The organism is Pseudomonas sp., from assembly GCF_048269965.1.
GTDB lineage: Bacteria > Pseudomonadota > Gammaproteobacteria > Pseudomonadales > Pseudomonadaceae > Aquipseudomonas.
On record NZ_JBLWTV010000033.1, the window covers coordinates 1 to 26,388 of the forward strand.

General features: G+C 62.0%; 25 protein-coding genes and 3 pseudogenes. 12 read left to right on the forward strand and 16 right to left on the reverse strand.

Annotation, left to right across the window (positions count from 1 at the left end; all coding sequences use genetic code 11):
* Window positions 1-402: 402 nt before the first annotated feature.
* Window positions 403-759, reverse strand: coding sequence for a 6-carboxytetrahydropterin synthase QueD (gene queD / locus ACN0X6_RS23470; protein ID WP_003461315.1), 357 nt, complete (start codon window positions 757-759; stop codon window positions 403-405).
* A gap of 127 nt (window positions 760-886) precedes the next feature.
* On the reverse strand, window positions 887-1,966 hold the full coding sequence (locus ACN0X6_RS23475) for a patatin-like phospholipase family protein (RefSeq protein ID WP_417707641.1): 1,080 nt from the start codon (window positions 1,964-1,966) through the stop codon (window positions 887-889).
* Window positions 1,967-2,111: 145 nt separating this feature from the next.
* Here ACN0X6_RS23475 and ACN0X6_RS23480 point away from each other — a divergent pair, with 145 nt between their 5' ends.
* The 4 genes from ACN0X6_RS23480 to ACN0X6_RS23495 are packed head-to-tail and all read left to right on the forward strand — an operon-like array spanning window position 2,112 to window position 4,712.
* Entirely contained in the window at window positions 2,112-2,420 is a 309-nt protein-coding gene (locus ACN0X6_RS23480) for a PepSY domain-containing protein (protein WP_196477177.1), read from the forward strand.
* The gene (locus ACN0X6_RS23485) at window positions 2,420-2,734 is read left to right on the forward strand and encodes a PepSY domain-containing protein (RefSeq protein ID WP_074941072.1); all 315 of its coding nucleotides are present in this window, start codon (window positions 2,420-2,422) and stop codon (window positions 2,732-2,734) included. The genes ACN0X6_RS23480 and ACN0X6_RS23485 overlap by 1 nt, the downstream gene beginning before the upstream one ends.
* The gene (locus ACN0X6_RS23490; RefSeq protein WP_417707643.1) at window positions 2,734-3,402 is read left to right on the forward strand and encodes a response regulator transcription factor; all 669 of its coding nucleotides are present in this window, start codon (window positions 2,734-2,736) and stop codon (window positions 3,400-3,402) included. Before ACN0X6_RS23485 ends, ACN0X6_RS23490 begins: the two co-directional genes overlap by 1 nt.
* A complete protein-coding gene (locus tag ACN0X6_RS23495) occupies window positions 3,399-4,712 on the forward strand; it encodes an ATP-binding protein (RefSeq protein WP_417707645.1) in 1,314 nt (437 codons plus the stop codon). The genes ACN0X6_RS23490 and ACN0X6_RS23495 overlap by 4 nt, the downstream gene beginning before the upstream one ends.
* A 344-nt stretch (window positions 4,713-5,056) precedes the next feature.
* Here the strand turns inward: ACN0X6_RS23495 and ACN0X6_RS23500 are convergent, their stop codons facing one another.
* The 3 genes and pseudogenes from ACN0X6_RS23500 to ACN0X6_RS23510 all read right to left on the reverse strand — a co-directional run.
* Window positions 5,057-5,653 carry an NADPH-dependent FMN reductase gene (locus tag ACN0X6_RS23500; RefSeq protein WP_417707647.1) on the reverse strand — a complete coding sequence of 199 codons (597 nt, stop codon included), beginning with the start codon at window positions 5,651-5,653 and terminating at the stop codon, window positions 5,057-5,059.
* A 143-nt stretch (window positions 5,654-5,796) separates the two neighbouring features.
* The gene (locus tag ACN0X6_RS23505) at window positions 5,797-6,552 is read right to left on the reverse strand and encodes a methyl-accepting chemotaxis protein (RefSeq protein ID WP_370605273.1); all 756 of its coding nucleotides are present in this window, start codon (window positions 6,550-6,552) and stop codon (window positions 5,797-5,799) included.
* 150 nt (window positions 6,553-6,702) lie between these two features.
* Window positions 6,703-7,941, reverse strand: a pseudogene (locus tag ACN0X6_RS23510) (chemotaxis protein); the annotation flags it as partial.
* A 185-nt stretch (window positions 7,942-8,126) separates the two neighbouring features.
* On the opposite strand from ACN0X6_RS23510, the gene ACN0X6_RS23515 reads away from it, so the two are divergent.
* The 3 genes and pseudogenes from ACN0X6_RS23515 to ACN0X6_RS23525 all read left to right on the forward strand — a co-directional run.
* A complete protein-coding gene (locus tag ACN0X6_RS23515) occupies window positions 8,127-9,446 on the forward strand; it encodes a Na+/H+ antiporter family protein (RefSeq protein WP_417707649.1) in 1,320 nt (439 codons plus the stop codon).
* 114 nt (window positions 9,447-9,560) lie between these two features.
* Window positions 9,561-10,085: pseudogene (locus tag ACN0X6_RS23520) on the forward strand (cache domain-containing protein); the annotation flags it as partial.
* A gap of 159 nt (window positions 10,086-10,244) precedes the next feature.
* Window positions 10,245-11,243 (forward strand): annotated as a pseudogene (locus tag ACN0X6_RS23525) (methyl-accepting chemotaxis protein); the annotation flags it as partial.
* Between the two features lies 1 nt (window position 11,244).
* On the opposite strand, the gene ACN0X6_RS23530 reads toward ACN0X6_RS23525, so the two are convergent.
* Window positions 11,245-12,147: a LysR substrate-binding domain-containing protein gene (locus ACN0X6_RS23530; protein ID WP_417707650.1), complete on the reverse strand. Its 903-nt coding sequence runs from the start codon at window positions 12,145-12,147 to the stop codon at window positions 11,245-11,247.
* Between the two features lie 119 nt (window positions 12,148-12,266).
* Here ACN0X6_RS23530 and ACN0X6_RS23535 point away from each other — a divergent pair, with 119 nt between their 5' ends.
* Window positions 12,267-12,875, forward strand: coding sequence for an FMN-dependent NADH-azoreductase (locus ACN0X6_RS23535; RefSeq protein ID WP_417707652.1), 609 nt, complete (start codon window positions 12,267-12,269; stop codon window positions 12,873-12,875).
* Between the two features lie 127 nt (window positions 12,876-13,002).
* Here the strand turns inward: ACN0X6_RS23535 and ACN0X6_RS23540 are convergent, their stop codons facing one another.
* From ACN0X6_RS23540 to ACN0X6_RS23565, 6 genes are all read right to left on the reverse strand, one after another.
* A complete protein-coding gene (locus tag ACN0X6_RS23540) occupies window positions 13,003-14,589 on the reverse strand; it encodes an ABC-F family ATPase (RefSeq protein WP_417707653.1) in 1,587 nt (528 codons plus the stop codon).
* Between the two features lie 324 nt (window positions 14,590-14,913).
* Complete coding sequence (locus ACN0X6_RS23545) at window positions 14,914-15,615, reverse strand: hypothetical protein (protein ID WP_417707655.1); 702 nt, start codon at window positions 15,613-15,615, stop codon at window positions 14,914-14,916.
* Window positions 15,616-15,632: 17 nt separating this feature from the next.
* Window positions 15,633-16,538 carry a hypothetical protein gene (locus tag ACN0X6_RS23550; protein ID WP_417707657.1) on the reverse strand — a complete coding sequence of 302 codons (906 nt, stop codon included), beginning with the start codon at window positions 16,536-16,538 and terminating at the stop codon, window positions 15,633-15,635.
* The gene (locus tag ACN0X6_RS23555; protein WP_417707659.1) at window positions 16,535-17,329 is read right to left on the reverse strand and encodes a hypothetical protein; all 795 of its coding nucleotides are present in this window, start codon (window positions 17,327-17,329) and stop codon (window positions 16,535-16,537) included. Before ACN0X6_RS23555 ends, ACN0X6_RS23550 begins: the two co-directional genes overlap by 4 nt.
* Before the next feature lie 744 nt (window positions 17,330-18,073).
* Window positions 18,074-18,376: a LasR-specific antiactivator QslA gene (locus ACN0X6_RS23560; protein ID WP_192980981.1), complete on the reverse strand. Its 303-nt coding sequence runs from the start codon at window positions 18,374-18,376 to the stop codon at window positions 18,074-18,076.
* Window positions 18,369-18,611, reverse strand: coding sequence for a hypothetical protein (locus ACN0X6_RS23565; protein ID WP_417707661.1), 243 nt, complete (start codon window positions 18,609-18,611; stop codon window positions 18,369-18,371). The genes ACN0X6_RS23560 and ACN0X6_RS23565 overlap by 8 nt, the downstream gene beginning before the upstream one ends.
* A gap of 722 nt (window positions 18,612-19,333) precedes the next feature.
* Here ACN0X6_RS23565 and ACN0X6_RS23570 point away from each other — a divergent pair.
* Together ACN0X6_RS23570 and ACN0X6_RS23575 are read left to right on the forward strand one after the other, a co-directional pair.
* Window positions 19,334-20,821 carry a SulP family inorganic anion transporter gene (locus ACN0X6_RS23570; RefSeq protein WP_417707662.1) on the forward strand — a complete coding sequence of 496 codons (1,488 nt, stop codon included), beginning with the start codon at window positions 19,334-19,336 and terminating at the stop codon, window positions 20,819-20,821.
* Between the two features lie 14 nt (window positions 20,822-20,835).
* On the forward strand, window positions 20,836-21,687 hold the full coding sequence (locus ACN0X6_RS23575) for a universal stress protein (protein WP_417707664.1): 852 nt from the start codon (window positions 20,836-20,838) through the stop codon (window positions 21,685-21,687).
* A gap of 133 nt (window positions 21,688-21,820) precedes the next feature.
* Here ACN0X6_RS23575 and ACN0X6_RS23580 read toward each other — a convergent pair whose 3' ends face one another.
* From ACN0X6_RS23580 to ACN0X6_RS23595, 4 genes are read right to left on the reverse strand one after another with little or no spacing between them, the layout of a single operon-like run.
* Window positions 21,821-22,519, reverse strand: a complete 699-nt coding sequence (locus tag ACN0X6_RS23580; protein WP_417707665.1) for a TraX family protein — start codon at window positions 22,517-22,519, stop codon at window positions 21,821-21,823.
* Complete coding sequence (locus tag ACN0X6_RS23585; RefSeq protein WP_417707667.1) at window positions 22,516-22,926, reverse strand: YqaA family protein; 411 nt, start codon at window positions 22,924-22,926, stop codon at window positions 22,516-22,518. The genes ACN0X6_RS23580 and ACN0X6_RS23585 overlap by 4 nt, the downstream gene beginning before the upstream one ends.
* A gap of 1 nt (window position 22,927) precedes the next feature.
* Window positions 22,928-24,052 (reverse strand): nickel/cobalt efflux protein RcnA, encoded by a 1,125-nt coding sequence (locus ACN0X6_RS23590; protein ID WP_417707668.1) that lies wholly within the window; start codon window positions 24,050-24,052, stop codon window positions 22,928-22,930.
* Between the two features lie 10 nt (window positions 24,053-24,062).
* Window positions 24,063-24,350 (reverse strand): metal-sensing transcriptional repressor, encoded by a 288-nt coding sequence (locus ACN0X6_RS23595; RefSeq protein ID WP_003116626.1) that lies wholly within the window; start codon window positions 24,348-24,350, stop codon window positions 24,063-24,065.
* 500 nt (window positions 24,351-24,850) lie between these two features.
* Here ACN0X6_RS23595 and ACN0X6_RS23600 point away from each other — a divergent pair, with 500 nt between their 5' ends.
* Window positions 24,851-25,576, forward strand: coding sequence for a HupE/UreJ family protein (locus tag ACN0X6_RS23600; RefSeq protein WP_417707670.1), 726 nt, complete (start codon window positions 24,851-24,853; stop codon window positions 25,574-25,576).
* Between the two features lie 11 nt (window positions 25,577-25,587).
* Entirely contained in the window at window positions 25,588-26,265 is a 678-nt protein-coding gene (locus ACN0X6_RS23605; protein WP_417707672.1) for a transmembrane anchor protein, read from the forward strand.
* Window positions 26,266-26,388: the final 123 nt, after the last annotated feature.

Here is a 26,388-nt window from a genome sequence, read left to right on the forward strand (position 1 = left end):
AGTGAAACGACGCATCGCCGATGGTAGTGTGGTGCTTCACCATGTGAGAGTAGGTCATCGTCAAGCTCCTATACGAACGCCCAGTTTGCTAACGCAGACTGGGCGTTCTTCTTTGTGCGCAAAAAATGGCGCGTGGTGGTGAGAGTCCCGGAGCGCCGGCCGGATCATCGTCAAGCTCCTATACGAAACCCCAGATCGCCAACGCGGTCTGGGGTTTCTTCTTTGTGCGCTGGAAAACAGGGCGCCGTAGGGTGCGCTGCGCGCACCGCCAATGACGCGGGCATCCCGGTGCGCACGGCGCACCCTACGGGGCAATGCAGCGCAGCCTAGGGGTGGCGGCGCTTTGTCGGTATCAATAAAAAGGCCACCTTGGAGGTGGCCTTTGGTGCTTCTGGGTAATGATCAATCGCCGCGATATTCGCAGCCGCTGGTGCAGGTTTCGTGGATGCGTACGCGCGACAGCTCTGGTAGCAGTGGTTTGACCTGTTGCCAGATCCACTTGGCCAGCACTTCGCTGGTTGGGTTTTCCAGGCCGGGAATGTCGTTCAGGTAGTTGTGGTCGAGCTGCTCGTAGATCGGTTTGAAGATCGCCTTGATCTCCGAGAAGTCACGAATCCAGCCGGTATAGGGATCGACTTCACCTTCGATATAGATGGCAACTCGAAAGGAGTGACCATGCAGGCGGCCGCATTTGTGGCCTTCCGGTACGTGTGGCAGGCGATGAGCCGCCTCGAAGATGAATTCTTTGAACAATTCCACTGAACAGCGCTCGCGTAAATGATTCCGCCTGATTGGCGTTGAGCGGCACAGTTTATCAGGTATGGCCCGATTGCCGCCTAATCACGTCCGCTCTACAGGTTGAGCAGTCACTCATAACCCCACTGTCTCAGAGGGGTTGCAGGCGTTCTGCCAGGCGGCCGCTTTCGACCAGTTCGAGAAATTCGTCACCGAGCCGCGAACTTTCGGCCATCGCCTGGCGCCAGTAGCGCTCGCGTCCTTGATCATTGCCCAGGTAGCGTTTGAAGTCGGTGCGATCCGGCAGTTTGCCGTGTGGCAGGCGCGCAAGATAGTCGCGTGATGGCGCCAGCAGCAGCACATCCTGCAGACGCGTGCGGTCGCCACGGCGCCAGGGCATGCTCTTGTCGAACCAGCCGGGTATCACACGATCGGTGAAGTGCGGATAGAGCACGATATCGTCGCCGCTGTAGGGCAGGTCGAGGTGATAGTCGAGCAGGCCGCCATCGCGATAAGCGCCCGGCTCCAGGCCAGGAATCTCGCGAATCGCCTCCATCACCATGGGAATCGAGCCCGAAGCCAGCAGGGCGTGGCGCAGGTTCTCCGGGGTCAGCGCATGGAAGTGCGAGCGGAAGTCGCTCAGCTGCGCGAGCGGCGGCACCTGCCGCGCATCATGCAGAATCACCCGGTCGAAATGGCGGCCAAGGCGCTGGCGGGCCAGGAAGTTGTTACCGATCACCGATGACAGGCCGAGGCTGAGTTTGCCGCGATGATCGTGTTGCAGCAGGCCATGGCTCTTCACCACGACGATGTGCAGGCGATAGTGCGGGTTGGCAATGATGGCGGCGTCCTGATCGGCGAGCAGCTCGCTGAGCATCTGCCGGCAACTGCCCGACACCTCGGCCATGCTCACACCCTTGGCGAAGCGCTGAGAGGTGTACAGCTCGCCCAGTCGTCGAAGCCCGGCGGCGGGGTCCGGCAGGCAGGCGCTGGCAAAGCGCCAGGAGCCGATGGAGGCGCCGATCAGGGCGCGTTCGCGTGGCGCACGAGGCAGCCAGTCCCCAAAGAGTGCGAGATCCAGCCCCTGAATGCCGATGCCTTTGGGTCCGCCTGCCGCGCCAGGCAGGATGCCGACGTCCGCCGGGCTCAGGCCATTCTGGCGAATTCTTGCCAAGGCCCTGGGGCCGGCCTTGAGGGTCAGGGCAGGGGATTTGATATGGATCGCGCTCATCGTGCCTCCTTTCGCAGCAGGCGATTATAGAGGGCTGAGTGCGCAGGCCAAGCCACTTCATGCGGTGAATGACGCGAGTGAATTCAGCTTGAATTAAGTGCCTGGGCCTAGAGTGGCAGTCACTGATTCACTGCTGGAGAAAGCCATGAAACGATTGATCAGCCTCGCAACACTTGCCACCCTCGTCAGCGTCGCTACCATTGCCCAGGCGCGCGATCTCGGCCCGGACGAGGCCCTGCGTCTGCGTGATGCCGGGACCATCAAATCCTTCGAACAGCTCAATGAGGCGGCGCTGGCCCAACACCCGGGTGCACGCATCGAAGAAACCGAGCTGGAAGACGAATACGGCCGCTATATCTATCAGATCGAGCTGCGCGATACCCAGGGCGTGCAGTGGGACCTGGAGCTGGATGCCAGCACCGGGGAAATGCTCAAGAACCACCAGGACGATTGATGAAGTTTCGACGTACCACCGCGCTATTGCTGGTACTGGCATGCGGTTTTGCCAGCGTGCCGGGCGTTGCGCGCGATCTCGATCAGGATGAGGCGCTGCGCCTGCGGCGCGAGGGGGTCATCATGCCCTTCGAGCAACTGATGCAGCACATCGGCAACGCCTACCCCGGTTCCACGCTGCTGGAAGCGGAGCTGGAGGAAGAGGATGGCGTGCTGGTCTATGAGGTCGAGATTCTGACCACCTCGGGCGTGGTGCGCGAGCTCGAACTGGATGCCCGCAACGGCACTATTCTGAAGGATGAGGAAGACGACTGATGCGCCTGTTGCTGGTGGAAGACCATGTACCCCTGGCCGATGAACTGACCGCCAGCCTGACTCGCCAGGGCTATGCCGTGGACTGGCTGGCCGATGGTCGTGACGCGGCCTATCAGGGTGCCAGCGAGCCTTATGACCTGATCATTCTCGACCTCGGCCTGCCAGGCAAGCCGGGGTTGGAGGTGCTGCAGGAGTGGCGTGCTGGCGGACTGGCCGCGCCGGTGCTGGTGCTGACTGCGCGAGGTTCCTGGGCCGAGCGCATCGAGGGGCTGAAGGCCGGTGCCGACGATTACCTGACCAAACCCTTCCACCCCGAGGAACTGGCCTTGCGTATCCAGGCGCTGTTGCGCCGCGCCCATGGCCTGGCCAACCAGCCGCAACTGGAGGCCGCCGGTCTGCAACTGGACGAGAGCCGCCAGTGCGTGACGGCAGGCGGCGAAGCCATCGACCTGACTGCTGCCGAGTTTCGCTTGCTGCGTTATTTCATGCTGCATCCGGGGCAGATCCTGTCCAAGAGTCACCTCGCTGACCACCTCTACGATGGCGAGACCGAGCGTGACTCCAACGTCATCGAAGTGCACGTCAACCGCCTGCGCGGCAAGCTCGGGCGCAATGTGATCGAGACCCGTCGTGGGCAGGGTTACCGCTTTACCGGAGAGCAGGGTTGAGGTCCATTCAGCGTCGGCTCGGTATTGGCCTGGCCGCTACGCTGTTGCTGGTCGGACTGGTTCTGGCACAGGCCAGCCTCTGGGTCTTCGACCGTGGCCTGCGCGCTTATCTGGAAGAGGATTTGCGTGACGAAGCGCAAGGGCTGTTGGCCGCACTGGTGCGCGGGCCGGCTGGTTTGCAACTGGATGAGCGGCGTCTCGATCCCTCGTTCCAGCGGCAATTCTCGGGGCATTACTTTCGTATCGATTTTTCCGACCGCAGCTGGCGTTCGCGCTCGCTGTGGGATCGTGAGCTGCTCAAGCCCAATGGCATTGGCATGCAGGCCGAGCTGGGCGATGGCCCGCAAGGCCAGTTGCTGCTGATCTACCGCGCCGACTACCGCCGCTATGGGGAGAACCTGTCGATCAGCGTGGCACAGGATTATCAGCCGGTACTGCAGAGCTTTCGTCGTATGCAGTGGGTGGGATTGGGGCTGGGCGGCGCTGCGCTGCTGCTGATCCTGGTGGCCCAGCGTTACACCGTGCGCAGGGCCCTGCGCCCACTGGAACAGGTGCGTCAGCAGATCGTGCAGTTGCAGCAGGGGCGGCGTACGGAGCTGGATGCCGAGGTGCCCGAAGAGCTGGAGCCTCTGGTCGCGCAGGTCAATCATCTGTTGGCGCATACCGAGGACACCCTCAAACGCTCGCGCAATGCCCTTGGCAATCTTGGCCACGCGCTGAAAACGCCGCTGGCCGTGTTGATCAGCCTGGCCGGCCGCGAGGAGTTGGCGGCCCATCCGGCATTGCGCGCGACCATGCGCGAGCAGTTGGAACAGATCGGGCAGCGCCTGGGCCGCGAGCTGGGGCGTGCGCGCCTGGCTGGCGAGGTGTTGCCGGGGGCACGCTTCGATTGCGCGCAGGAGCTGCCGGGGCTGTTCGCCACCTTGTCGATGATTCATGACCCTGGCCTGAGCCTGGGTTGGCAGGCGCCGCCTGGCCTGGTTCTGCCGCGCGATCGTGAGGATCTGCTGGAGCTGCTCGGCAACCTGCTGGACAACGCCTGCAAATGGGCGCAGCAACGCGTGCAATTGACGGTGGAGGAGAGCGCCGAGGGTTATCGCCTGTGCGTCGATGATGACGGCCCAGGTATCGATGCCGAACGCCGCGAGGCCGTGCTTGGGCGCGGCACCCGCCTGGACGAGCAGGTAGCAGGGCATGGCCTGGGCCTCGGCATCGTGCGCGATATCATCGAGGCCTGGCATGGCCGTATCGAGCTGCAGGACAGTCCGTTGGGCGGGTTGCGAGTGGTGGTCAGTCTGCCACGGCGTTGAACCTCAGGCTCACGCCGGTCTGGTGGGTTACGCGGCGCGGTAAGTTTGTTGGCGCCTGCAAACGCTGCGTTCAGCGCCGCTAACCCACACTACAAGACGATGGCGTCGATGCGTACAAGATAGAGGGATACACGCTATCCCGTAGGGTGGGTTAGCGGCGCCGAGTGCTGAGCTTCCAGACGCAGATGAGCTCCGAGCGCTCGGATGGCCGCCCCACGTAACCCACCGGGCGATGGATCGCGTTGCGCCGATGGTGGGTTACGCCGCACCGGCCTTAGCAAACTGATCTACGAGCGTGACAGGCGGCTAACCCACCCTACGAAACGGCCGTGCAAGGCTCTCTATTACATGCCGTTGGCGAAGGCCGGGTTATCGAAGTTGATGGCGGCGCGTACCGGCTGCAGGGCGTGGGCGTAACGCACGAGTACATCGAGCGCGTAATCGACGCGGGCGCGGAGTCGCTCATCGGCTTCGTCCACCGCCTGCGGGCCGTTCAACACCTTCTCGACCTGGCGCACGATCAGGTGCTCCGGCAGGTAGCACAGGCGGCAGTTCTTGTAGCTGGAGGCGCGCAGTTCGCTGATCGGGTAGGCGCCGCCAATACCGGAGGAAACGCCAACCAGCAGGCCCGGCTTGTGCGCCAGTTCGGCCTTGCTGGCGTAGATGAAGAAGTTCTTGATCGCCGGGCAGGCCATGCCGTTCCATTCCGGCGCGATGATCACCACGGCATCGGCGGCCGCCAGTTGCTGCTGATACATGGACCAGGGGCCGGCGTCTTCAGCGGGCCACAGCGGCAGGGGCGCCAGGCCCAGATCGATGATGCTGCTGCTGTCCTGAGTGGTTTGTCCCATCTCGATCAGGCGCTGACGCAGTGCGCGGGCGACCTTTCCCGATTGGCTGTTGTTGCGGCTGGAGCCGGCGACCAAGGCGATATTGAGCATGCTGCTTCCCCGAAAAAAGAACGCAGGCTAGGCGATTGCCTGCCTGCGCTGCAAGGGAAGTGCCGCCAGATCGAGGATGATTTGGCGTCATGTCCACTGATGCGCCGCCAGTATTTTCGGTGCACGCGGCGCACCCTGCGACGTTACACGCGGAACTGATCCATCAGACTCTGCTGGTGATTGGCCAGGCGATTGAGGTTCTGGCTCACCTGCGCCGACTCGTCGGCCTGCGCGGTGATGGCCTCGGTGACGTCGCGGATCGAGGCGACATTGCGGTTGATCTCCTCGGCCACCGAACTCTGCTCCTCAGCGGCACTGGCGATCTGCAGGTTCATGTCGGTGATGGTGCTGACCGCCTGGCTGATGCGCTGCAGCGCGGCCACGGCTTGCTGCACCTGCTCGACGCTGCCCTGAGCCTGGCGATGGCTGCTGTGCATGGTGCTGACCACCTCGCGCGTGCCATTCTGCAGGCCTTCGATCACCTGGCGGATTTCCTCGACCGAATCCTGGGTGCGTTTGGCCAGGTTGCGTACTTCGTCGGCGACCACGGCAAAGCCACGACCGGCTTCGCCTGCACGCGCGGCCTCGATGGCGGCGTTGAGGGCGAGCAGGTTGGTCTGCTCGGCAATCGAGCGAATCACTTCCAGCACCGAGCCGATCTGCTCGCTGCTGCTGGCCAGGCCTTCGACTTCCTGCATGGCCACGTTCATTTCATTGGCCAAAAGATCGATGGTGCTGGTAGTGCGGTCGATCACCTGCAGGCCTTCGCGACTGGCCTGGTCCGCATTGCGCGCGGCTTCTGCGGCCTGCGCGGCGTTGTGCGCGACATCCTGGGCGGTGGCGCTCATTTCCTGGAAGGCGGTCGCCACCTGGTCGACCTCGCGGTACTGCTGCTGCATGCCGGCGCTGGTCTGGCTGGCGATGGCCGCCGACTGGTCGGCCGTGCCACGGGCGTCGATCACGCTGCTTTTCACGTCGGCAATGATGGGTTGCAGCTTGTCGAGGAAGCGGTTGAACCAGCCGGCCAGCTCGCCCAGCTCGTCCTGTCGGGCGTATTGCAGGCGGCGAGTCAGGTCACCTTCGCCGCTGGCGATATCCTTGAGCATGGCGGCCACGCCGAGAATCGGCCGCGTTACGCCGCGTGCCGTCAGCCACATCAGCAACAGACCGGCGATCACCGCGACGAGCCCCATCAGCAGTGCGACCAGGCTGTCACGGGTGCGGGTGGCATCGAGCTGTGCGCCCAGCTCGATGGCGCGCTCGAGCAGCACCTGCTGAGGCACTTCGAGCAGCACCGACCAGGGCTTTGCCTCGGGAATCGGTTTGAACGGGCTGAGTTCACGGAGCATGTCGGCGTGCCGCAACTCGGCGTCGCTGCCGCTCTGGATCAGGCCGCGCAGTTCGCTGGCGTTTTCGGGAAAGGCACGTTCGACCGGCTGGCTCAGCAGGCTGCCGTCGCGGCTGTGGCCTGCCAGCAAGGCGCCGGGGCTGAAGATGCTGATATGGCCCTGGCCGTCGTACAGCTCGCGATTGGCCTCCTGGCTGATCTGCTGCAGGCTGGCCAGGCTGATATCCACGCCCATGACGCCGATGATCTTGCCATCGAGTTCCAGCGGGAAGGCGATGCTGGTCATCAGCGTCTTCTGCCCGCCGACGTCGTCGTAGTAAGGCTCCAGCACGCAGGCCTGGCGGGTATCGCGGGGGCAGGTATACCAGGCGTTGTAGGCGACGCCGTTGTCACCTGGTGTGGTGTCGCCCAGCAATTGCTCGGTCATGGCCTCGGCTTCCAGTTGACCGATCGTGGGTTGCGCCCAGTACAGCGCGAAGCGTCCAGCCTCATTGCTGCCCAGATCGGGCTGATCGGCGAACAGTTCATCCTTGCCATCCAGGGCGTTGGGTTCGAACACCAGGTACAGGCCGAGCAGGGCGGGGTTGGCTTCCAGGCTGCTGCGCACCTGGCGGGTCAGGTCCTCGCGCAGGTCGAAGGCATCGAGGAAGCGTTTTTCGGCCTGCTCACGCAGGAACAGGATCTGCCGGGAAAACCCCTTGCCGTACTGGTAGGCATCCATGAAGTAGCGCTGGATGCGGATGGCCTGTAATTCGCTGCGCGCCTTGAGGCGCAGTGTCGCACTCTCTTCCAGCATGGCGGAGCTGGCTTCGCGCACCAGGCTGGCGCTGCGGCTGGACTGGTACTGCGAGGCGCCCACCAGCAAGGTGACGATGGCGAGCAGGCACAGGCCGGCGAGCAGGGTGATCTTCCACTGGATCGAAAGACGGCTGAACAGCATGGTGCGTTCCTTTCTGCATGGGCTAACAGTGTTATCGGTGTGCGGCCCGCATTCTTGATCGATACGGTGTGCGGTCGGAATTATGCACGTTTCGGTTTAAATAATGAACGATCATGCGTTTTGACAGCGATGGCTCGCTTGCGGCAGAGTACGCGGCTTTTTGCGCCGTGAAGGTGGAGTGCTTTATGAACGCTGTAATCGCTGCGGTCGGCATCATGCTGGTCCTCAGTCTCTGTCGCGTACACGTGGTCGTGGCGCTGATCATTGGTGCGCTGGCCGGCGGGCTGTTGGGTGGGCTGGGCGTCGAGGGCACGCTGAAGGCGTTCAACCAGGGGCTCGGTGGCGGGGCGACGGTTGCCTTGTCTTACGCGCTGCTGGGCGCTTTCGCCGTGGCCATCGCCAAGTCGGGCCTGGCTCACGCCCTGGCGGACAGGGCTCTGGTGCTGGTCGGCAAGCAGCACGAAGGCGCAGGTGGTGCGCTGAAGTGGCTGCTGATCGCACTGCTGCTGGCAGTGGCGATCTCTTCACAGAACCTGCTGCCGATCCATATCGCCTTCATCCCGCTGCTGGTACCGCCGCTGCTCTATGTATTGAGCAAGTTGCAGCTGGATCGTCGCTTGATCGCCTGCGTGCTGACCTTCGGCTTGATCACGCCGTACATGTTCCTGCCGGTAGGTTTTGGCGGCATCTTCCTCAATGAGATCCTGCTGGCCAATGTCGCCAAGTCCGGTGTCGACGTCACCGGCATCAGCATCACCCAGGCCATGGCCATTCCGGCGCTGGGCATGCTCTTCGGTCTGCTCGTGGCGGTGCTGTTCAGCTATCGCGGCAAGCGCGTCTATGACCTGGAAAAGGTCGCCCAGGCCGAGCGTGTGGACGTGCAGTACAACCCGTTGAGCCTGTTGGTTGCGGGGCTGGCCATCGCCGCAGCGTTCGTCGTGCAGCTGTGGCTGGACTCCATGATCATCGGCGCGCTGGTCGGTTTCGTGATTTTTTCGGTGTCCGGCGTGGTGCGCTGGAAAGAGGCGGACGGCCTGTTTACCGAAGGCATGAAGATGATGGCCATGATCGGCTTCATCATGATCGCCGCTGCCGGTTTCGCCGAAGTGATGAAGACCACCGGTGAGGTCAGGACGCTGGTCGATAGCTCTGCAGCCCTGATCGGCCACAACAAGGCCGTTGGCGCGCTGTTGATGCTGCTGGTCGGGCTGCTGGTGACCATGGGCATCGGCTCTTCCTTCTCGACCATCCCGATCATCGCCGCGATCTTCGTGCCGCTGGGCGTGCAACTGGGGTTCAGCCCGCTGGCCATCGTCTGCATCGTCGGTACTGCCGGTGCGCTGGGCGACGCCGGCTCACCCGCCTCGGACTCGACGCTCGGGCCAACCTCGGGGCTGAACGCCGACGGCCAGCACAACCACATCTGGGACAGCGTCGTGCCCACCTTCCTGCACTACAACCTGCCGCTGCTGGCGTTCGGTTGGGCCGCCGCTATGCTGCTGTAAAGGCGTGAACAGACGCCGGATTAAGTTCTCGGCGCCTTGGGTCGCTTAATTCTTCCACGGGGCTGCCGATACATCGGTAGCCCCGTTTTGGTTTCGCACACAAGGACAACAAGAATGCGCCTGACATTGAAAGCCAAGGTAATCCTGCTCGCGCTGGTTCCCGTCATCCTTTTCGCGCTGGTGCTCAGCGGCACGGCGGCGAAGGTATTGCAGAATCTGGCTGCTGACGAAGTGGCCGAGACGCGCGAGCGTCTGCTGCAGGAGAAACGCAGCGAGCTCGAACACTACATCCAGATCGCACTGGGCTCGGTGAAAGGCCTCTACGATGGCGCCGCGCAGGGCGACATGGCCAGTCGCGAACAGGCCATCGCCATCCTCTCGAAGATCAAGTACGGCGCCGACGGCTATTTCTTCGGTCACGATTCCAACGTGGTGCGCCTGTTCCGTGGCGACAGCCCGGTGGATGTCGGCAAGAGCCTTGCCGACCGGCGCGACCCGAATGGTGTGTACATCAATCGCGAGCTGGTCAACGTGGCGAAGAACAACAGCTACTTCGTCAACTACTCCTCGCCGCTGCCGGGTAACGAATCGGTAATGGTTCCCAAGCTCGCCTACAGCTACTACCTGCCCAAATGGGACATGGCCCTTGGCACCGCGCTCAACCTCGACGGGATCGAGGCGCAGATCGCCGAAGTACAGGCTGAGATCGACCGCCGCATCGGCACCATCATCACCAGCATCATGGTCGTGGCGGCGATCCTCCTGCTGGTGTTCGGCGTGATTGGGGTCTGGCTGGGCAACGCCTTCCTGCGTCCGCTGCAGCAGATCAAGGCCAACCTCGACGATATCGCCGCAGGCGAGGGCGATCTGACCCGCCGTCTGCCGGTCACCAGTCAGGACGAGTTGGGCCAGCTGGCGGGTTCCTTCAACCGTTTTGTCGAGAAGGTGCATGGCCTGGTGCGGCAGATCGTCGAAATGACCGGGCAGCTCACCGAGCTGGTGGGTCAGGTATCGGAACAGACGCAGCGCTCCGAGCAGGCCATGGGGCAGCAGCGCCACGAAACCGATCAGGTGGCTACGGCGATCAACGAAATGTCCGCCGCCGCGCACGAAGTCGCCAAGAGCGCGCAGAACGCCGCCGAAGCCGCGCAGCAGACCGACCGCGAAGGGCAGGCCGCCAAAAGCGTGGTCGATGGCAGCATCCAGCGTATTCACTCGTTGGTCGAGGACATCCGCAGCAGCGGCGTATCGCTCGACAGCCTGCAGCAGGACGTACTGTCCATCGTCAGCGTGCTCGACGTGATTCGCTCCATCGCCGAGCAGACCAACCTGCTGGCGCTCAACGCCGCCATCGAAGCCGCCCGTGCCGGTGAGGCCGGGCGCGGTTTCGCCGTGGTTGCCGATGAAGTGCGTGCGCTGGCCAGTCGCACTCAGCAGAGCACCCAGGAAATCCAGGGCATGATCGACCGCCTGCAGCAGGGCACGCAGCAGTCAGTGACCTCGATGCGCCGCTCCAGCGATGCCGGTGAGCTGACCAGCGAGCAGGCCAACAAGGCCGGCGAGTCGCTCGATGCCATTGCTCAGCTGATTGCCACCATCAACGCGATGAACGCGCAGATCGCCAGCGCCGCCGAGGAGCAGACCGCAGTGGCCGAGGAGATCAATCGCAGCGTGCATCAGATCGCCGTTGCCGTGGACAGCGTGGCCGACGAAACCGAGCGTGGCGCACAGACGGCACGCAGCCTGGCCGGCCTGGGTGATCGCCTCGGGGCGCTGGTGCGTCAGTTCCGCATCTGAGTCAGAGCGGGAAGCTCCAGCCACTGAATGCGTCGCTGAGCGACTCGATCCAGGCGCGAACAGCCGGCGACATGCCGCGCCTGTGGGGGTAGGCCAACTGGACATAGCCCTCCGGCACCGTCCAGTGCGGCAGCAATGACACCAGGCGGCCGTCGGCCAATTCCTCGTGGCAGTAGGTGGTGGGCAGCAGCGTGATGCCCACCCCGGCCAGTGCCGCCGACTTGCGCATGGGAAAGTCGTCGACGGCCAGGCGCGCCTCCAGGGCGATCTCGCGCGCCTCCTGCGTCGTGTTGTGATGAAAGCGCAGATGAATGCGCCGGTCGGCGCCGATGGCGCCCAGTGCGGGCAACTGCTGCAGATCTTCAGGCTGTTCCAGGCGCAGCCCGGCGATCAGATCCGGGCGCGCCACCACCAGCGCGCGCGCGGGTAGCAGGCGACGAGTGATCAGGCCCGGTTCTTCGTCATCAGCGTTACGCACGCGCAGGGCGACGTCCACAGCCTCGTTGAGCAGATCGATGCGGCGGCTGGTCTGCACGACTTCCAGCTGCACCCGGGGGTAGCGCGTCAGAAAATCATTGATCAGATCAGGCAGCAGGGCCACGCCCGGTGGGGTGGAGAAGCGCACCCGACCACGCGGTTCGCTGGTCAGGTTGGTCACGGTTTCCTCGGCCTGTTCGGCCTCCAGCAGCATCGCCTGGCAATGGCGCAGGTAGCGTTCGCCGATATCGGTCAGCGCCAGCTTGCGTGTCGAGCGTTGCAGCAAACGCGCGCCCAGGCGCTGCTCCAGCTCGGCGATGCGCCGCGACAGGCGCGACTTGGGAATGCCCAGTGCGCGCCCGGCAGCGGCGAAACCACCGGCTTCCACCACCTTGGCAAAGTAGAACAGATCATTGAGGTCATGCATGTCATCGTCCTATGAGTGGGACGAACTATCGCATTTTTGCCGTCTTATCGGCTATTGGTTCCATCGGTAGCCTCCCCGCAATTGCGTCACCACGTCGCATAGCACTCTGGAGAGTCCCCATGAAACTACTGCACCTCGATTCCAGCATCCTCGGCGATGCTTCCGCTTCCCGGCAGCTCAGCCGTTCCGTGGTCGAGGCCTGGAGCGCTGTCACTGCAGATGCTCAGGTGACCTACCGCGACCTGGCCAGCGATGCGCTGAGCCACTTTTCCGCTGCCACCCTGGTAGCCGCCGGCACCCCGGCCGAGCTGCGTGACGCCGCGCAGAAGCACGAGGCCGAGCTGGCCGAACGCACCCTCGAAGAGTTTCTCGCTGCCGATGCCATCGTCATCGGTGCGCCGATGTACAACTTCGCCATTCCCAGCCAGCTGAAGGCCTGGATCGACCGCATCGCCGTCGCCGGCAAGAGCTTCAAGTACACCGAGAACGGCCCGGTAGGGCTGGCTGGCGGCAAGACCGTGGTGATCGCCTCCAGTGCCGGTGGCATTCATGCCGGCCAGCCGTCCGGCCAGGCGCATGAGGACTATCTGGTGCGCATGCTGAATTTCGTCGGCATCGACGATATCGAGATCGTTCGCGCCGAAGGCCTGGCCTATGGCGAAGAGCCGCGCGCCGAAGCCATGAAGGGTGCTGCGCAGCGTATCGCCGAGCTGTTCGCCACTGCCTGAGCAGAGCGCTGAAACAACAAAGCCCGCGAAAGCGGGCTTTGTTGTTTCTGGGCTGAGAGTGCTGTCGTCCAGCCCTCTCCCCCAACCCCTCTCCCATAAATGGGAGAGGGGAGTTTTCTTGGGAGTTTCAGACGATGATGCCCTGGCTGCGCAGGTAGTCGTCGTAGGTGCCGGAAAAGTCGGTCACGCCGTTGTCCGACAGCTCGATGATGCGCGTGGCCAGGGAGCCTACGAACTCGCGGTCATGGCTGACGAAGATCAGCGTGCCCGGGTAGTTCTCCAGCGCCAGGTTGAGCGCTTCGATCGACTCCATGTCCAGGTGGTTGGTCGGTTCGTCCATCACCAGCACGTTGGGCTTCTGCAGGATCAGCTTGCCGAACAGCATGCGGCCCTGTTCGCCACCGGAAATGACCTTCACCGACTTGAGGATCTCGTCGTTGGAGAACAGCATGCGCCCGAGGGTGCCGCGAATCACCTGCTCACCGGTCGTCCACTGGCCCATCCAGTCGAACAGGGTCACGTCATCTTCGAAATCGTGGGCGTGATCCTGAGCGTAGTAGCCAACCTCGGCGCTCTCGGTCCATTTCACCGAACCGGCATCCGGGGTCATTTCGCCGACCAGGGTGCGCAGCAGGGTGGTCTTGCCGATACCGTTGGGGCCGATGATCGCCACGCGCTCGCCGGCTTCGACGGTGAAGCTGAAGTTCTTGAACAGCACCTTGTCGTCGAAGGCCTTGGACACCTTCTCGATGGACACGGCCTGGCGGTGCAGTTTCTTGTTCTGCTCGAAGCGAATGAACGGGCTGACGCGGCTCGACGGCTTGACCTCGGCCAGCTGGATCTTGTCGATCTGCTTGGCGCGGCTGGTGGCCTGCTTGGCCTTGGAGGCGTTGGCCGAGAAGCGGCTGACGAAGCTCTGCAGCTCGGAAATCTGCGCTTTCTTCTTGGCGTTGTCGGCCAGCAGCTGCTCGCGCGACTGGGTCGCGGCGGTCATGTACTCGTCGTAGTTGCCCGGGAACAGGCGCAGCTCGCCGTAATCCAGGTCAGCCATGTGGGTGCAGACCGAGTTGAGGAAGTGGCGGTCGTGGGAAATGATGATCATGGTGCTGTTACGCGCCGTGAGGATCGTTTCCAGCCAGCGGATGGTGTTGATGTCCAGGTGGTTGGTCGGCTCGTCGAGCAGCAGCACGTCCGGGTCCGAGAACAGCGCCTGGGCCAGCAGCACGCGCAGCTTCCAGCCGGGGGCGACTTCGCTCATCGGGCCGAAATGCTGCTCGAGCGGAATGCCCAGGCCCAGCAGCAGCTCGCCCGCACGCGACTCGGCGGTGTAGCCGTCCATCTCGGCGAACTCACCTTCGAGCTCGCCGACCTTCATGCCGTCTTCTTCGCTCATTTCCGGCAGGGAGTAGATGCGGTCGCGCTCGGCCTTGACCTTCCACAGCTCCTCGTGGCCCATGATCACGGTGTCGATCACGTTGAATTCTTCGTAGGCGAACTGATCCTGGCGCAGCTTGCCCAGGCGCACGTTCGGCTCGAGCATCACCTGGCCGCCGGAGGGCTCGAGGTCGCCGCCAAGAATTTTCATGAAGGTCGACTTGCCGCAGCCGTTGGCGCCGATCAGGCCGTAGCGGTTGCCGTTGTTGAACTTGACGGAAACGTTCTCGAACAGCGGCTTGGCGCCGAACTGCATGGTGATGTTAGCGGTGGAAATCAAAGGACTTACCTATCAGTAACTTGAGGTGCGCTGTTTAAAAGGGTGATACCGCTTTCGAGCCTTTCAGCCCGGCCCGAACCGAGGAAGACGAACCTGCGCATATGGGTGAACGCTACGCCCCTGCCGGCAGACGAGCCGATAGGCTGGTGAGGCATGGGGGGAGGGTCGGGCATCGTGGCGCCGGGGCCTGGTGCTGCTCAGGGCGACGTCGAAGCGCGCAATGGTATCACTTGGGGCCTGTAACTACAGCAATGGCGCTGTAGATCTGCTGCCTGACGGTGAGGGTCATGATGAGAGACACGCTCTTGTGTCGAGTGAAAGCCCTCAAAGCCGTATGAATCGCCGTTCGGCCTCATCCCACTTGAACGACGCGCCGGCACAGTGTTGGCGTTTGTCGACATGCACGTGCAGGTGTTCGTCTTGCTGCTCGACACGGACGGTATTGATCCCACGGTTGCAGATGTTCGGGAGGGAGAGGGCAAGGACCTGCACCCGTTTGCCGGTAGCCTTGTCCATCACCTCGATCGCACCAATCGCGTCGTAGGACAGCATCATCGGAATCTGGAAGTAGAAGCGCTCGCTGGACTCCGCCTGAAGCAGCGAATGGGTTTGCGTTCCTGAGTGTTCATCACGCAGGAAATCCTCGAGAAACCCCTGTGGCTTGAGTGTCATGGGCAGCGAGCGGCCACTGCGGTAGTCGGTCCAGGTGCCGCTGATAAGGGGTGTATTCGGGTAAAAGTTGGTGGTGTTGAAGTGCAGCCGTGCAGCTGGCAACCCCTCGGGATCAAGCTCGTCCATGGCATTTCGCGTGGGGGTATTGAGAAATGTCGGCTTGAGCCTGATTGGCGTGCGATAGCGGTCATATGAATAAATGCCACGGGTCACGCCATTGGCGTGCTCGATCACCAGCGTCACCGGGCTTTTGCCGATGCTGCCCTGATAGATGGCATGCGAGGCCAGCGACTGGGCACTGGTCGCGGCGAGCACGATAGCGATCAATGCAGCAGGCAGTAGGGAGGATTGCATGGCGACGCTCCTTGTCGTTAGAAGTGTTCCTGGCTCGTACGCTCCAGCTCGAGCGTATCGGCTGCGGTGAAGCGGTAGTGCCGCCATTCGATGGTGCCGGCGCGGTAGTCGACGCCCTTGTCCGGGCGGAGGCTGATCACGCCATTGGGAGCAACTCTCAGCGGCCCTTGCGCGGCCAATGCCTCCAGCGCGGTATGACGTCGATAGCCTGCCTGATCGTGCCGATACAGGTAATAACGGAAATTGCCACTGATCAGTGCATTGTCGCTTTGGCGACGCAGCCGTGGGGTTACCCGGAAATCGATGATGCCGTCGCCGTCGAAATCGGCGAAGTGCAGCGTTTCGCTGCCGAAGAACACAAGATCAAGCTCTTCCAGCACCTGTACCGGCGAGCCATCGCGCCGCGTGACGTCTATCCGTGAAACCTTTCCCCCATGTACGCCCGAGGCACGGCGGGCGTGAACGCGGAACACGAAGTCGCCATCCGCGTATGGCTGCAGCAGGACGCCGTCGTATGACTCACGTACATCAGTGGGGAAGTAGCCAACCCTTTTCAGTTCGAGCGCCTGCACATGACGGCTCTGCAAATCGAGATGTTGGCCATCGATATTGCCCTGGGCGGTTTGCAAACCCGGCAGCAGCAGGGCGGCGCCCGGCATGCGTGGATTGCTCATGAGATTGATCAGCAGCTTGTCGCCTTCCTCGTGCGGTGTTTCCTCTAGCGTCAGATAACGGCCGGTGCCCTGGTCGAACAGGTGGCCCGAGATCGCGTCGCGCTGATGATCGTGGATCAGCACCAACTCGACAGGCTCATTGCCGATGGTGCCTGCATAGACGCTCACGGGCTTGGCATGGGCCAGTGCCGAACCGCTCAGCACGCATGACAGCCAGACCAGCGCTCGAACATGGCGGATCTGGATCATGGGGCGGTCTCCTGCTGCGGATACGGTTGCCACTGGCTGCGGTACCTGGGGTTCTGATAGTGCTTCGGAAGTTTCACCCGTACGTTCGAGCGCAGGTGCCAGCTGGGCGTATCGGTCGCCACGACACCGTCGCCTGAGGCTGGGTGAAACACGCACAGGCCCCGCAAGGTACTGTCGAACTGCAGTGGGTAACTGTCTTCCTTGTCTAAAGTGGACTCGATGGTCTGCACTCGGCCGCGTGCGAAACACTGATCATTGTGATCTCTCCAGAACGCCACATGCCGATCCGGATCGTTGGGGTCGATGACCTCGGTTTCGGCAAGCCTGAACAGAACGCGCATGCTGTTGGCGCTGCCATCGGCACGGGCATCGCGCACCCAGAAAACCAGGGTTTGGGGGTGATAACCATCCAGGCGCGGTACCGGGAATCGCATGGTCTTGCTGTCCGGCACGCCATACACATGGAGTTGTCGCCATTGCGTGCCCATCAGGCCGGCAGCGCGATTCTTCCGGTAAAGAAGCTTTACCGGAGGAGAGCCAGGGGAGTGTTGCCCCAGTGACATTCCGGCAGGCAACTGCACCGTGATATCGCCGAAGCTCGGCATGCCGGTGAACGCCTGCCATTGCAGGGGGCGATACTGCTCGCCGTGAAATAATCTGAAGTCATCGTTGAACGCGGGGACGTTTTGCGGAAAGTGCAGGAAAGCCGCGCAGCCCTGCAGGGTGAGTAGCAGAGCGGCCATTGCCGGGATTGAAAATAACGCTGCTTGCTGCTGGCGCTTCCTTGCCACATCGACGCTCCCTGATTGAGTGAACTGGCCTCGGGTCCCCCGAGCCGCGAGCAGGATAGCGAATGGCAGCGAATACTGCCTGACCGCGTTGGCTCGGCGTGAGCCGCGTCGCATTCGATGAGCCGCAGCGTTGGAAGCGCTCGAGCAGCGGGTGATTATCCGTCACCGATTGGTGATGAACGTCATGGGGTGGGTTCGGGTATTGAAAGGCACGGAGGCAACATGATCAGAATCTTCGAAGACGATGAGCCCGCCTGGAGAATACTCACCCATGTCCTTGAGCATGGGGTCGCCGGTATCGCAGGCGGCAGGATGAGCACGCGCAGCAAGTTGAACGAGGTGAGGGAGTAGGAGGGCTGCGTCTTCGGGGGGAAGCAAGGTGGACAAGCTTCGCGTTGATGGCTCCCACGCTCCGGCGTGGGAGCAAGCCCGTGACGCTCTGCGTCACAGCACAGCGCGCAACTGTCCGTGGTGGACGCTGGAGCGTCGAGGGCTGCATTCCCACGCAGAGCGTGGGAACGATCATGAAAAGGCAGACTGAGTCGTTACAGTGTTGATGGTTCCCACGCTCCGGCGTGGGAGCAAGCCCGTGACGCTCTGCGTCACAGCGCAGCGCGCAACTGCCCATGGTGGACGCTGGAGCGTCGAGGGCTGCATTCCCACGCAGAGCGTGGGAACGATCATGAAGCGGCTGGCGCCTGTGCGAGCAACCCGCAAGTTGTCGCACAGTGCCGCGCAACCTGGCTACAGCTTGAGCTCCGTACGCGTTGCCCCATGCTTGCCACCCAGCGGCGAGCACAAACGCTGATGGATGCGGCTGAGAAAGCCCAGCTCGAAGGCATGGCGCTGCGCACCCGACGGGAACAGCTGGCGCTCCAGCAACAGGTTGGCCCAGAGCCAGCCGCTGTTGGCGTCGTCCAGCCAGGCCTGCGCGGTCTGCACGCCGTGGCCGAAGCTGGCCTGGCAATCTTCGCTCCAGCCGAAGTCCGCTGCTGGTTGTCCGTCATGGCCGGGCAGGTGGGTGAGGTGTCGTGGCAGCTCAGTCATGCTCGGCCCTCCCGGCTGCCTGGGCGATGGCCCGGCGGTAAAGCACGACCAACTCCCTCAGCAGCGCGCTGGTGGTATTCGCCAGCTCCGGCTCCGGCAGGCGCCGCAACAGCATGGCCAGCAAGGCCGCGCGATATTCGGCTTCCGCCTGCAAGGGGTATTCGTTCGCGACAGCGCTGTGCAACGGATTGCGTGGCGAAGGGAAGGGGATAACGACGGATTCAGACGTGGTCATGCGGCACCTCCACAACGGAAGTCGACACGGCAGCCAGCAGCCCAGGGCGGAGCCCTTGGGTAAAAGGGGGATAGTGCATTTTCCTTATGCTCCTCGGACGATTTAAGGAGCCGCCATCCAGCCTTCCTACGGGCGTGGGTGGCGGACCGTGCAAGGGTAGGAATACCGGCGTCCGAGGGAACCGGCCAGGCCGAGGCCTGCCTCACACGGCCCGCCATAAATGCACGAGAAAACAACAGGCACAAAAAAAGCGCCTGCTCTCGATTATGGCGCTACCGCGCCCGGACAGAACGGGTTCCTACACCCGGTCACGGGATTGACCGTGACAAGTCGGACTGTAGCGCGGGGGCGGGAGGAGGGCAAGGGTAAGGGCTGCTATCGGCCAAAAGCAGTCATCGCCATAGCGCAATGTTCAGGCTCTAACTTTTGCCCTAATGTCGCAAGACTGGGCTCACCGTGGTATGGTCTGCGCTCTTTCCTGCTCTGACTGCTCAATACCTGACAGCATGATCGTCTCGAAAATCTCTGCCTGGCTGCCTACGCCGCCATAACGCATAGCCCCCTCCCTGAGTCAGCTCGGCTTACCGACTGATTCGTCTTGCTGCGCCTGTAGCAAATCTGCCGTTCCACACGGCGCCACGTGACTCCTACAACTTGAACCTGACGCTTCCTGCACGCCGTCCTGGCATCGTGCTGTCGCGTCCATTGCCTTGGATTTACTGATGTTGCAGACAATCAAACAGAATTGGTTTTCGAATCTGAGAGGCGATGTGCTCGCCGGTCTCGTCGTAGCGCTTGCGCTGATTCCGGAGGCCATCGCCTTCTCCATCATCGCGGGTGTCGATCCCAAGGTCGGCCTGTATGCGTCGTTCTGTATCGCCGTTGTGATCGCTTTCGTTGGCGGTCGACCCGGCATGATTTCGGCGGCGACCGGTGCCATGGCGCTGCTGATGGTGACCCTGGTCAAGAACCACGGTCTTGAGTATCTGTTGGCGGCCACGCTGCTGTGTGGCGTGCTGCAGATCGCCGCCGGGTACCTGAAGCTCGGCTCGTTGATGCGCTTCGTGTCTCGTTCGGTGGTGACCGGATTCGTCAATGCGCTGGCGATCCTGATCTTCATGGCACAGCTGCCTGAACTGACCAATGTCACCTGGCACGTTTACGCCATGACGGCTGCCGGCCTCGGCATCATCTACCTGTTTCCCTATGTACCCAAGCTCGGCAAGGTGGTTCCCTCACCGTTGGTGTGCATCCTGGTCTTGACCGCAGTTGCCATCTATCTCGGGCTGGATATCCGCACCGTCGGCGATATGGGCCAACTGCCGGATACGCTCCCCATCTTCCTGTGGCCTGACGTGCCACTGACCTTCGAGACCCTGGCGATCATCTTCCCTTACTCGGCAGCACTGGCTGTGGTTGGTCTGCTGGAGTCGATGATGACCGCGACCATCGTCGATGACCTGACCGATACCACCAGCGACAAGAACCGCGAGTGCAAAGGCCAAGGCGTGGCCAACATCGCTTCGGGCCTCATGGGCGGCATGGCCGGTTGCGCCATGATCGGACAGTCGGTGATCAACGTGAAATCCGGCGGCCGAACCCGCCTGTCCGCCTTGATCGCGGGCGTCGTGCTGCTATTGATGGTGGTTTTTCTCAGCGACTGGGTCAGCCAGATTCCCATGGCCGCGTTGGTAGCGGTGATGATCATGGTATCCATCGGCACCTTCAGCTGGGACTCGCTGCGTAATCTGCGCAAATTCCCGCTCTCTACCAACATCGTGATGGTGGCAACCGTGATCGTGGTGGTCTTCACCCACAACCTCGCCTATGGCGTTCTGGTTGGGGTTCTGCTGGCTGCGATGTTCTTCGCCAACAAGGTCGGTCATTACATGGCGATCAGTTCAGAGTTGAATGAAGCCGCTGATCATCGAATTTATAAGGTGATTGGCCAAGTGTTCTTCAGCTCGGCCGACAAGTTCGTTGCGGCGTTCGATTTCAAGGAAGCGATTAGCAAGGTGACCATCGACCTGAGTCGCGCTCACTTCTGGGATATCACTGCCGTCGCTGCTCTGGACAAGGTGGTGGTCAAGCTGCGCCGCGAAGGCACCGAGGTCGAGGTGCTGGGCCTCAATGAGGCCAGCGCCACTATCGTCGACCGTTTTGGTGTGCACGACAAACCCGATGCCATCGACCAACTCATGGGCCACTGACAAGGAGAACAACGATGACCTACGTTACCGCTTGCATTGACGGCTCCGCCTCCGCCCCTGCCGTTTGCGACTATGCGGCCTGGGCCAGCCAGCGCCTGGATGCCCCGCTCACCTTCCTGCATGTATTGGATCAACGCCAGTATCCGGTGTCCGCCGATTTGAGCGGCAACATCGGTTTGGGCAGTCGAGAGCATCTGCTGGATGAACTCGCCGTGTTGGACGAGCAGCGCAACAAGCTGGCTCTGGAACAAGGCCTCCTCATGCTCGCTGCCGCGAAGGAACGAGCCATCGCCGACGGCGTGAGTTCGCCGGAAACCAGGCAGCGCCATGGCGATCTGCTGGAGAGCCTGCACGAGCTTGAAAACGACATCCGCGTGCTGGTGATCGGTCGCCAGGGCGAGTCCAGTGATGGGGCCGAACTGCACGTCGGCAGCCAGTTGGAAAGTGTCATTCGCATCATGCACTGCCCCGTGCTGGTAACACCGACCCGCTTCAAGCAGCCGGAAAGCGCGATGCTGGCCTTCGATGGCGGTGCGACCACGCGCAAGGGAGTAGAGATGCTGGCTGCCAGTCCTCTGCTGAAGGGATTGCCTATTCATCTGGTGTTGGTCGGAACCGAGACGGTGGAGAACTCGGCGCAGATGGAGGCGGCCTGTTCAACACTGATCTCGGCAGGACACAAGGTGCATACAGCGATCCGGACTGGGGAGGTTGAGCCCGCACTGCATGCCTACCAAGAAGAGCACGGTATTGATCTGCTCGTAATGGGCGCCTACGGGCATTCTCGTATCCGGCAGTTCCTGGTGGGGAGCACCACTGCCCACATGCTGCGCACCACGACCACTGCACTGCTTCTACTGCGCTAGGTCGGTGCAGGGGAGCGCGCCCGGAGGCGCGGGCCTATCTCCCTCGTCTGCTGCCTGTTTCAACAGGCAGCTATTGGCCGATAGCTGCCCGTCGTCACCGGCTGCAATCGGCCACAAGCGGACGAACGCCCTTTCAGGGACTCAACAGGTACAGGACTGCCAGGTGGCCTGGATAGAACCAGTATCCCCATCGCCCAACAGGCCATGCACGAAGAGAACTGGACTGGCGCAACAAGGCAAGGCCAAGTGGGGCAGCGACACCGGCCATGACGAACATCGCCAGCGTCTCCGGTGTGACCCCCAAACCGACCAACCAGCGATTACGACCATTGGCCAGCATTGCCAGAACGGCAGGTAGCCACCACCAGCGCATGCCTCGCAGTCCAAGCACAAAGGCCGCCGGCAAAATCACCCCGACCATGCCGTACATCAGTCGTTGATGAAATAATGAAGCGGCGACCAGTGCCCCGGCAGCCAGTAGCAGGCTGTTTCTGTCCGCATGGTGGGCACTCCATGCGACCAGCAGGCCGAGTAACAGGGTCGGCATCACATTGAGCGTCGCACTTTCCGGTGAGAGTGCACGGTACGGCAACTCCGAGATCAGGGAGAAAACCAGCAACCAGCCGAGGTAGCGCGCATTGCCTTCGCTGAATAGCTGGCCGGGGTGGGTTCTGGCGACGTTGGCTGCGATGCCCAGGCAGAACAACGGGAAAGCGAGACGCCCTATGATGAACAGGCCGTAGGCGTCCGGCCACAGATAGCGCAGGTGATCGATCAGCATGCTGAGCATGGCCAGCCATTTGACCAGATCGAGCCCCGCATCGCGCCTCATCCCGGCACCCCGAACGTCAACGCGGCCAGCGCCAGGTAACGCCCGGCCTTGGCCACCAGCACGATCAGCAGAAAGCTCCAGAACGGCTCACGCAGCATGCCGGCAAGAACGGTCAACGGTTCGCCAATGATCGGCGCCCAGCTCAGCAGCAGCGACCGGCGTCCATGGCGATGGTAGCCCCGCTGCGCTCCCAGCAGTTTGTCATCCGCTACCGGAAACCAGCGTTTATGGCGAAAGTGCTCGATATAGCGCCCAAGTGGCCAGTTGATGATCGAGCCAAGTACGTTGCCGACCGTAGCGACTACCAGCAGCAAGCTGGTCAACACTGTTTCGGACTGCATGGGCAGCAGAGTGGCGGCGCCAAAGGCTGCGACGAACAACCCCGGGTAGGCTGAGAAGTCCCACATCTCAGATGTTCAATCCTGCCAACCCGTGCAGGCCGACATAGATGCCCACGCCAATGATCAGCAGGCTGGACAGGTACGGAGCGCGGCGCGCGACCGCCCCCAGCCAGGGCCAGTGGTTGGACGCATGACGAGTGCCGATGGCTGCTGCAACGCCCACAGCCACCAGGGTCAAGGCCAAACCAACACTGAAGCTGAGCACCAACATCGCACCAAGCGTGACTTCCTTTACCTGCAGGCAGAGCAACAGCACGGTGATGGCCGCAGGGCAGGGAATCAGCCCCCCCGTCAGGCCGAATAGAATGACCTGCCCAGTACTCACATTACGGCTGGAGAATCGCCGACGGATATCCTTGGCATGCGCCCGCTCATGGGCGTCCTGATAGCCGTCCAGCGACAGCCCCACGCCGTCCAGTTCGGCATGCGCATGATCATGTTCATGAAACGCCAGATCATAGTCGTGGGAGTGACCACCATGAGCTAGGCTCAAGCGCACATCGAACTCGTGCGGCTCAGGGATCTCCTCCACGGACTCCACATAACCATCGCGTTCGGCAAACACGAAGCGCCGCATGCGACCATCGGCGCGGGTCGTCTGTAGCCAGGCATCTGTGGCTTTCCAGGGCTGGCCGCTGATCGTGTGTAACCGCCAGCGCGCAGCTCCACCTTCCTCGAAAATTGACAGCTCGATGCGCCCATGACCGGTGTCGATACGGCGCTTTTCGTCACGCGCGAGGTCATGTGAGTGAGGATGATCACCTTCCTGCTCGAAGCGCCACATCTGTTCTCCGCGCCAGGTGCGCCAGAGCATCCACAGGGCGATACCAATGATCAACACCGCCGAGGCGAGCTGGAAATATGGCTCGGTCGTCTGGGCGTCTAGGTTCTGCCCCAGGTACATGCCGCCGATGGCCACCAGCCAGACCACAGCTGTATGCGAAGCCGTCGCGGCCAGGCCCAGCAGAATGGCCTGTCGGACAGAACCTCGGATTGCCACGATGAACGCCGCCATCATGGTTTTCGAATGGCCAGGCTCCAGGCCGTGCAGGGCGCCTAGCAGGATGGCGGTGGGGACATACAGCCAAGCCTGGCTAGCCCCCTGTTGCAGGAGTTCGGCAAAGGACGACATGGCAGGTGACTCAGAGGTACTTGGTGATCTGCTTGAACTCTTCCAGTGGCGCCCGCTCACCGTTGGTGAGTGCGCCGACCGTGTGCTCCAGGCAGTGGTCGATGTGATCCTGGATCAGCGTGCGTTTGGCCTGACACACGGCTTTCTCCACTGCGTGCAGTTGCTGGGCAATGTCAACGCACGCGCGTCCATCTTCGATCATGCCGACAATGCTGCGCAGATGGCCTTCGGCACGCTTCAACCTTTTGATGATTTCCTTATGACTTTGGTGTTGATGTTCGTGTTCGTGCTTGCTCATCGCGGAGCCTCGTGCAAGGATAATCGCCGTCGCATCCTATCCCCCTGGGGGGGATGCGTCAAACCAGGCAATCCTCCTGTCGAGTCGTAACCAAGTCCGTCGATGCTGAGCCAAATTGCTGCATGCCGATTTCTTTCCGTTCTGGCACTACTGTCGATGTTGCTGTGGGCGGGACATGCGCTTTCCGGCTATGGACAGATTGCGCAAGTGGGTGTTCTCGGTCATCAGCACAGCCACGATGAGGACTTGAGCGAACCCGATTTTCAACTCTGGGGAGACCATCAGCACTCGTCACTGATGGCCGACCATGTCCATGAAACCCCGCATCTCTCAGCCTGGCTGCCGACACCTCAACACATAGCGGCGGAACAGCCACTGACTGCCTACCCACTGCGCTTACCCGGTGGTCACAACACGCGGATAGAACGCCCACCCCGATTCTGAGTATCTCTTCAACTCTGGCCCTCGTGGCCCAGACTTCACCAACTCAGGATCTATTTATGCAATCGCTATCTCTTCGCGGTAACGGCGTCTTGCGTCGACCGTTGCTGTTCCCCCTGCTGGCATTCGTTCTGCTGCTGATAGGCATGCCGGAGGCTCTTGCCCATGGTGTTCCCGAGGGAGACAAAGGCTTCATCCAGGAAAGCACAGGGGTGTTACTGGTGCCGTTCGTGTACATGGGCGCCAAGCACATGATCACCGGCTACGATCACCTGCTGTTCCTGTTCGGGGTGATTTTCTTCCTCTACCGCCTGAAGGACGTAGGGCTGTATGTCACGTTGTTCGCAGTCGGCCACTCGATCACCCTGCTGTTCGGGGTGCTGAGCAGCATCAGCATCAGTCCCTACGTGATCGACGCCATCATCGGTTTTTCGGTGGTGTACAAGGCGCTGGATAACCTGGGTGCCTTTCAGCGCTGGTTTGGCTATCAGCCCGATACCCGCGCGGCCACGCTGATATTCGGCCTGCTGCATGGCTTCGGCCTGGCGACCAAGATTCAGGAGTTCGAGATCTCGCCGGATGGTCTGATCGCCAACCTGATTGCCTTCAATGTCGGCGTCGAGATCGGCCAATTGCTGGCCCTCGGCACCATTCTCATTCTGATGGGTTACTGGCGACGCACCGCCAGCTTCTGGCGCCATGCCTACACCGCCAACGTCGCCATGATGAGCGCCGGTTTCCTGTTGATGGGTTACCAGCTCACCGGCCTGATCGTCTCCCAGTAAGGAATTTCCATATGTTCAATAGCAAAGCCCCAGCCCTCAATGAACTGCCGAGCAGTCAGCAGTTGCTGCGCTCCACCGTAATCGCCCTGATCGCCGCTATCGTCCTGCTAGTTACAGTGGTAATGCCTTCGGAATATGCCGTAGACCCGACCGGTGTGGGCCGTATGCTGGGCCTCACCCAGATGGGTGAGATCAAGCAACAACTGGCGGAAGAAGCCGCAGTCGAGATCGGAGCCCCGGTCGTTCAGGCTCCCGACGTGATTCAGCCTGAAGTACAGCCGGCTCCCGAGGTGGCTGTGGTTGAGGTCGCCAAACCAACCGCGCCCGTAGCGCCGGAGGCACCGGAGGCACCGGAAGTGGCAGTCCTGAAGCACGAGATGAGCATTGACCTCGCTCCTGGCCAAGGTGCCGAGATCAAACTGGAGATGATCAAGGGTGCCAGAGTGAACTACGCCTGGACGGCCAATGGCGGGCAGGTCAACTACGACGCTCACGGCGACCCCTACAACGCGCCGCGCGACTTCTACCACGGGTATGGCAAAGGGCGCTTCACCCCACAAGACAGTGGTGTTCTGGAGGCTGCCTTCGACGGCAAGCACGGCTGGTTCTGGCGTAACCGCACTAATAAACCGGTAACCGTTACCCTGCAAACTGAGGGTGAGTACATCGCGATTAAACGCGTAATCTGACTGTAAAAGGGGGCTGTGCTGGTTTAGCGCAGCCCTCGTCAACTGGTTCAATCAATCCGCTTTGATTACTCAGGGCTTGCTAACGCCGGCTCCTTAACCAACGGCTAGGTAGCATTTGCATGA

Excerpts from the sequence above, each read along its gene's own strand:
- ACN0X6_RS23560 (WP_192980981.1), bottom strand. The coding sequence starts at position 18,376 with ATGACTGAGCTGCCACGACACCTCACCCACCTGCCCGGCCATGACGGA.
- ACN0X6_RS23605 (WP_417707672.1), top strand. The coding sequence starts at position 25,588 with ATGTTCAATAGCAAAGCCCCAGCCCTCAATGAACTGCCGAGCAGTCAG.
- ACN0X6_RS23590 (WP_417707668.1), bottom strand. The coding sequence starts at position 24,052 with ATGTCGTCCTTTGCCGAACTCCTGCAACAGGGGGCTAGCCAGGCTTGG.
- ACN0X6_RS23480 (WP_196477177.1), top strand. The coding sequence starts at position 2,112 with ATGAAACGATTGATCAGCCTCGCAACACTTGCCACCCTCGTCAGCGTC.
- ACN0X6_RS23485 (WP_074941072.1), top strand. The coding sequence starts at position 2,420 with ATGAAGTTTCGACGTACCACCGCGCTATTGCTGGTACTGGCATGCGGT.
- ACN0X6_RS23535 (WP_417707652.1), top strand. The coding sequence starts at position 12,267 with ATGAAACTACTGCACCTCGATTCCAGCATCCTCGGCGATGCTTCCGCT.
- ACN0X6_RS23550 (WP_417707657.1), bottom strand. The coding sequence starts at position 16,538 with ATGATCCAGATCCGCCATGTTCGAGCGCTGGTCTGGCTGTCATGCGTG.
- ACN0X6_RS23570 (WP_417707662.1), top strand. The coding sequence starts at position 19,334 with ATGTTGCAGACAATCAAACAGAATTGGTTTTCGAATCTGAGAGGCGAT.
- ACN0X6_RS23600 (WP_417707670.1), top strand. The coding sequence starts at position 24,851 with ATGCAATCGCTATCTCTTCGCGGTAACGGCGTCTTGCGTCGACCGTTG.
- ACN0X6_RS23515 (WP_417707649.1), top strand. The coding sequence starts at position 8,127 with ATGAACGCTGTAATCGCTGCGGTCGGCATCATGCTGGTCCTCAGTCTC.
- ACN0X6_RS23475 (WP_417707641.1), bottom strand. The coding sequence starts at position 1,966 with ATGAGCGCGATCCATATCAAATCCCCTGCCCTGACCCTCAAGGCCGGC.
- ACN0X6_RS23530 (WP_417707650.1), bottom strand. The coding sequence starts at position 12,147 with ATGCATGACCTCAATGATCTGTTCTACTTTGCCAAGGTGGTGGAAGCC.
- ACN0X6_RS23490 (WP_417707643.1), top strand. The coding sequence starts at position 2,734 with ATGCGCCTGTTGCTGGTGGAAGACCATGTACCCCTGGCCGATGAACTG.
- ACN0X6_RS23580 (WP_417707665.1), bottom strand. The coding sequence starts at position 22,519 with ATGAGGCGCGATGCGGGGCTCGATCTGGTCAAATGGCTGGCCATGCTC.
- ACN0X6_RS23595 (WP_003116626.1), bottom strand. The coding sequence starts at position 24,350 with ATGAGCAAGCACGAACACGAACATCAACACCAAAGTCATAAGGAAATC.
- ACN0X6_RS23500 (WP_417707647.1), bottom strand. The coding sequence starts at position 5,653 with ATGCTCAATATCGCCTTGGTCGCCGGCTCCAGCCGCAACAACAGCCAA.
- ACN0X6_RS23565 (WP_417707661.1), bottom strand. The coding sequence starts at position 18,611 with ATGACCACGTCTGAATCCGTCGTTATCCCCTTCCCTTCGCCACGCAAT.
- ACN0X6_RS23505 (WP_370605273.1), bottom strand. The coding sequence starts at position 6,552 with ATGCAGCAGCAGTACCGCGAGGTCGACCAGGTGGCGACCGCCTTCCAG.
- ACN0X6_RS23585 (WP_417707667.1), bottom strand. The coding sequence starts at position 22,926 with ATGTGGGACTTCTCAGCCTACCCGGGGTTGTTCGTCGCAGCCTTTGGC.
- ACN0X6_RS23575 (WP_417707664.1), top strand. The coding sequence starts at position 20,836 with ATGACCTACGTTACCGCTTGCATTGACGGCTCCGCCTCCGCCCCTGCC.
- ACN0X6_RS23545 (WP_417707655.1), bottom strand. The coding sequence starts at position 15,615 with ATGCAATCCTCCCTACTGCCTGCTGCATTGATCGCTATCGTGCTCGCC.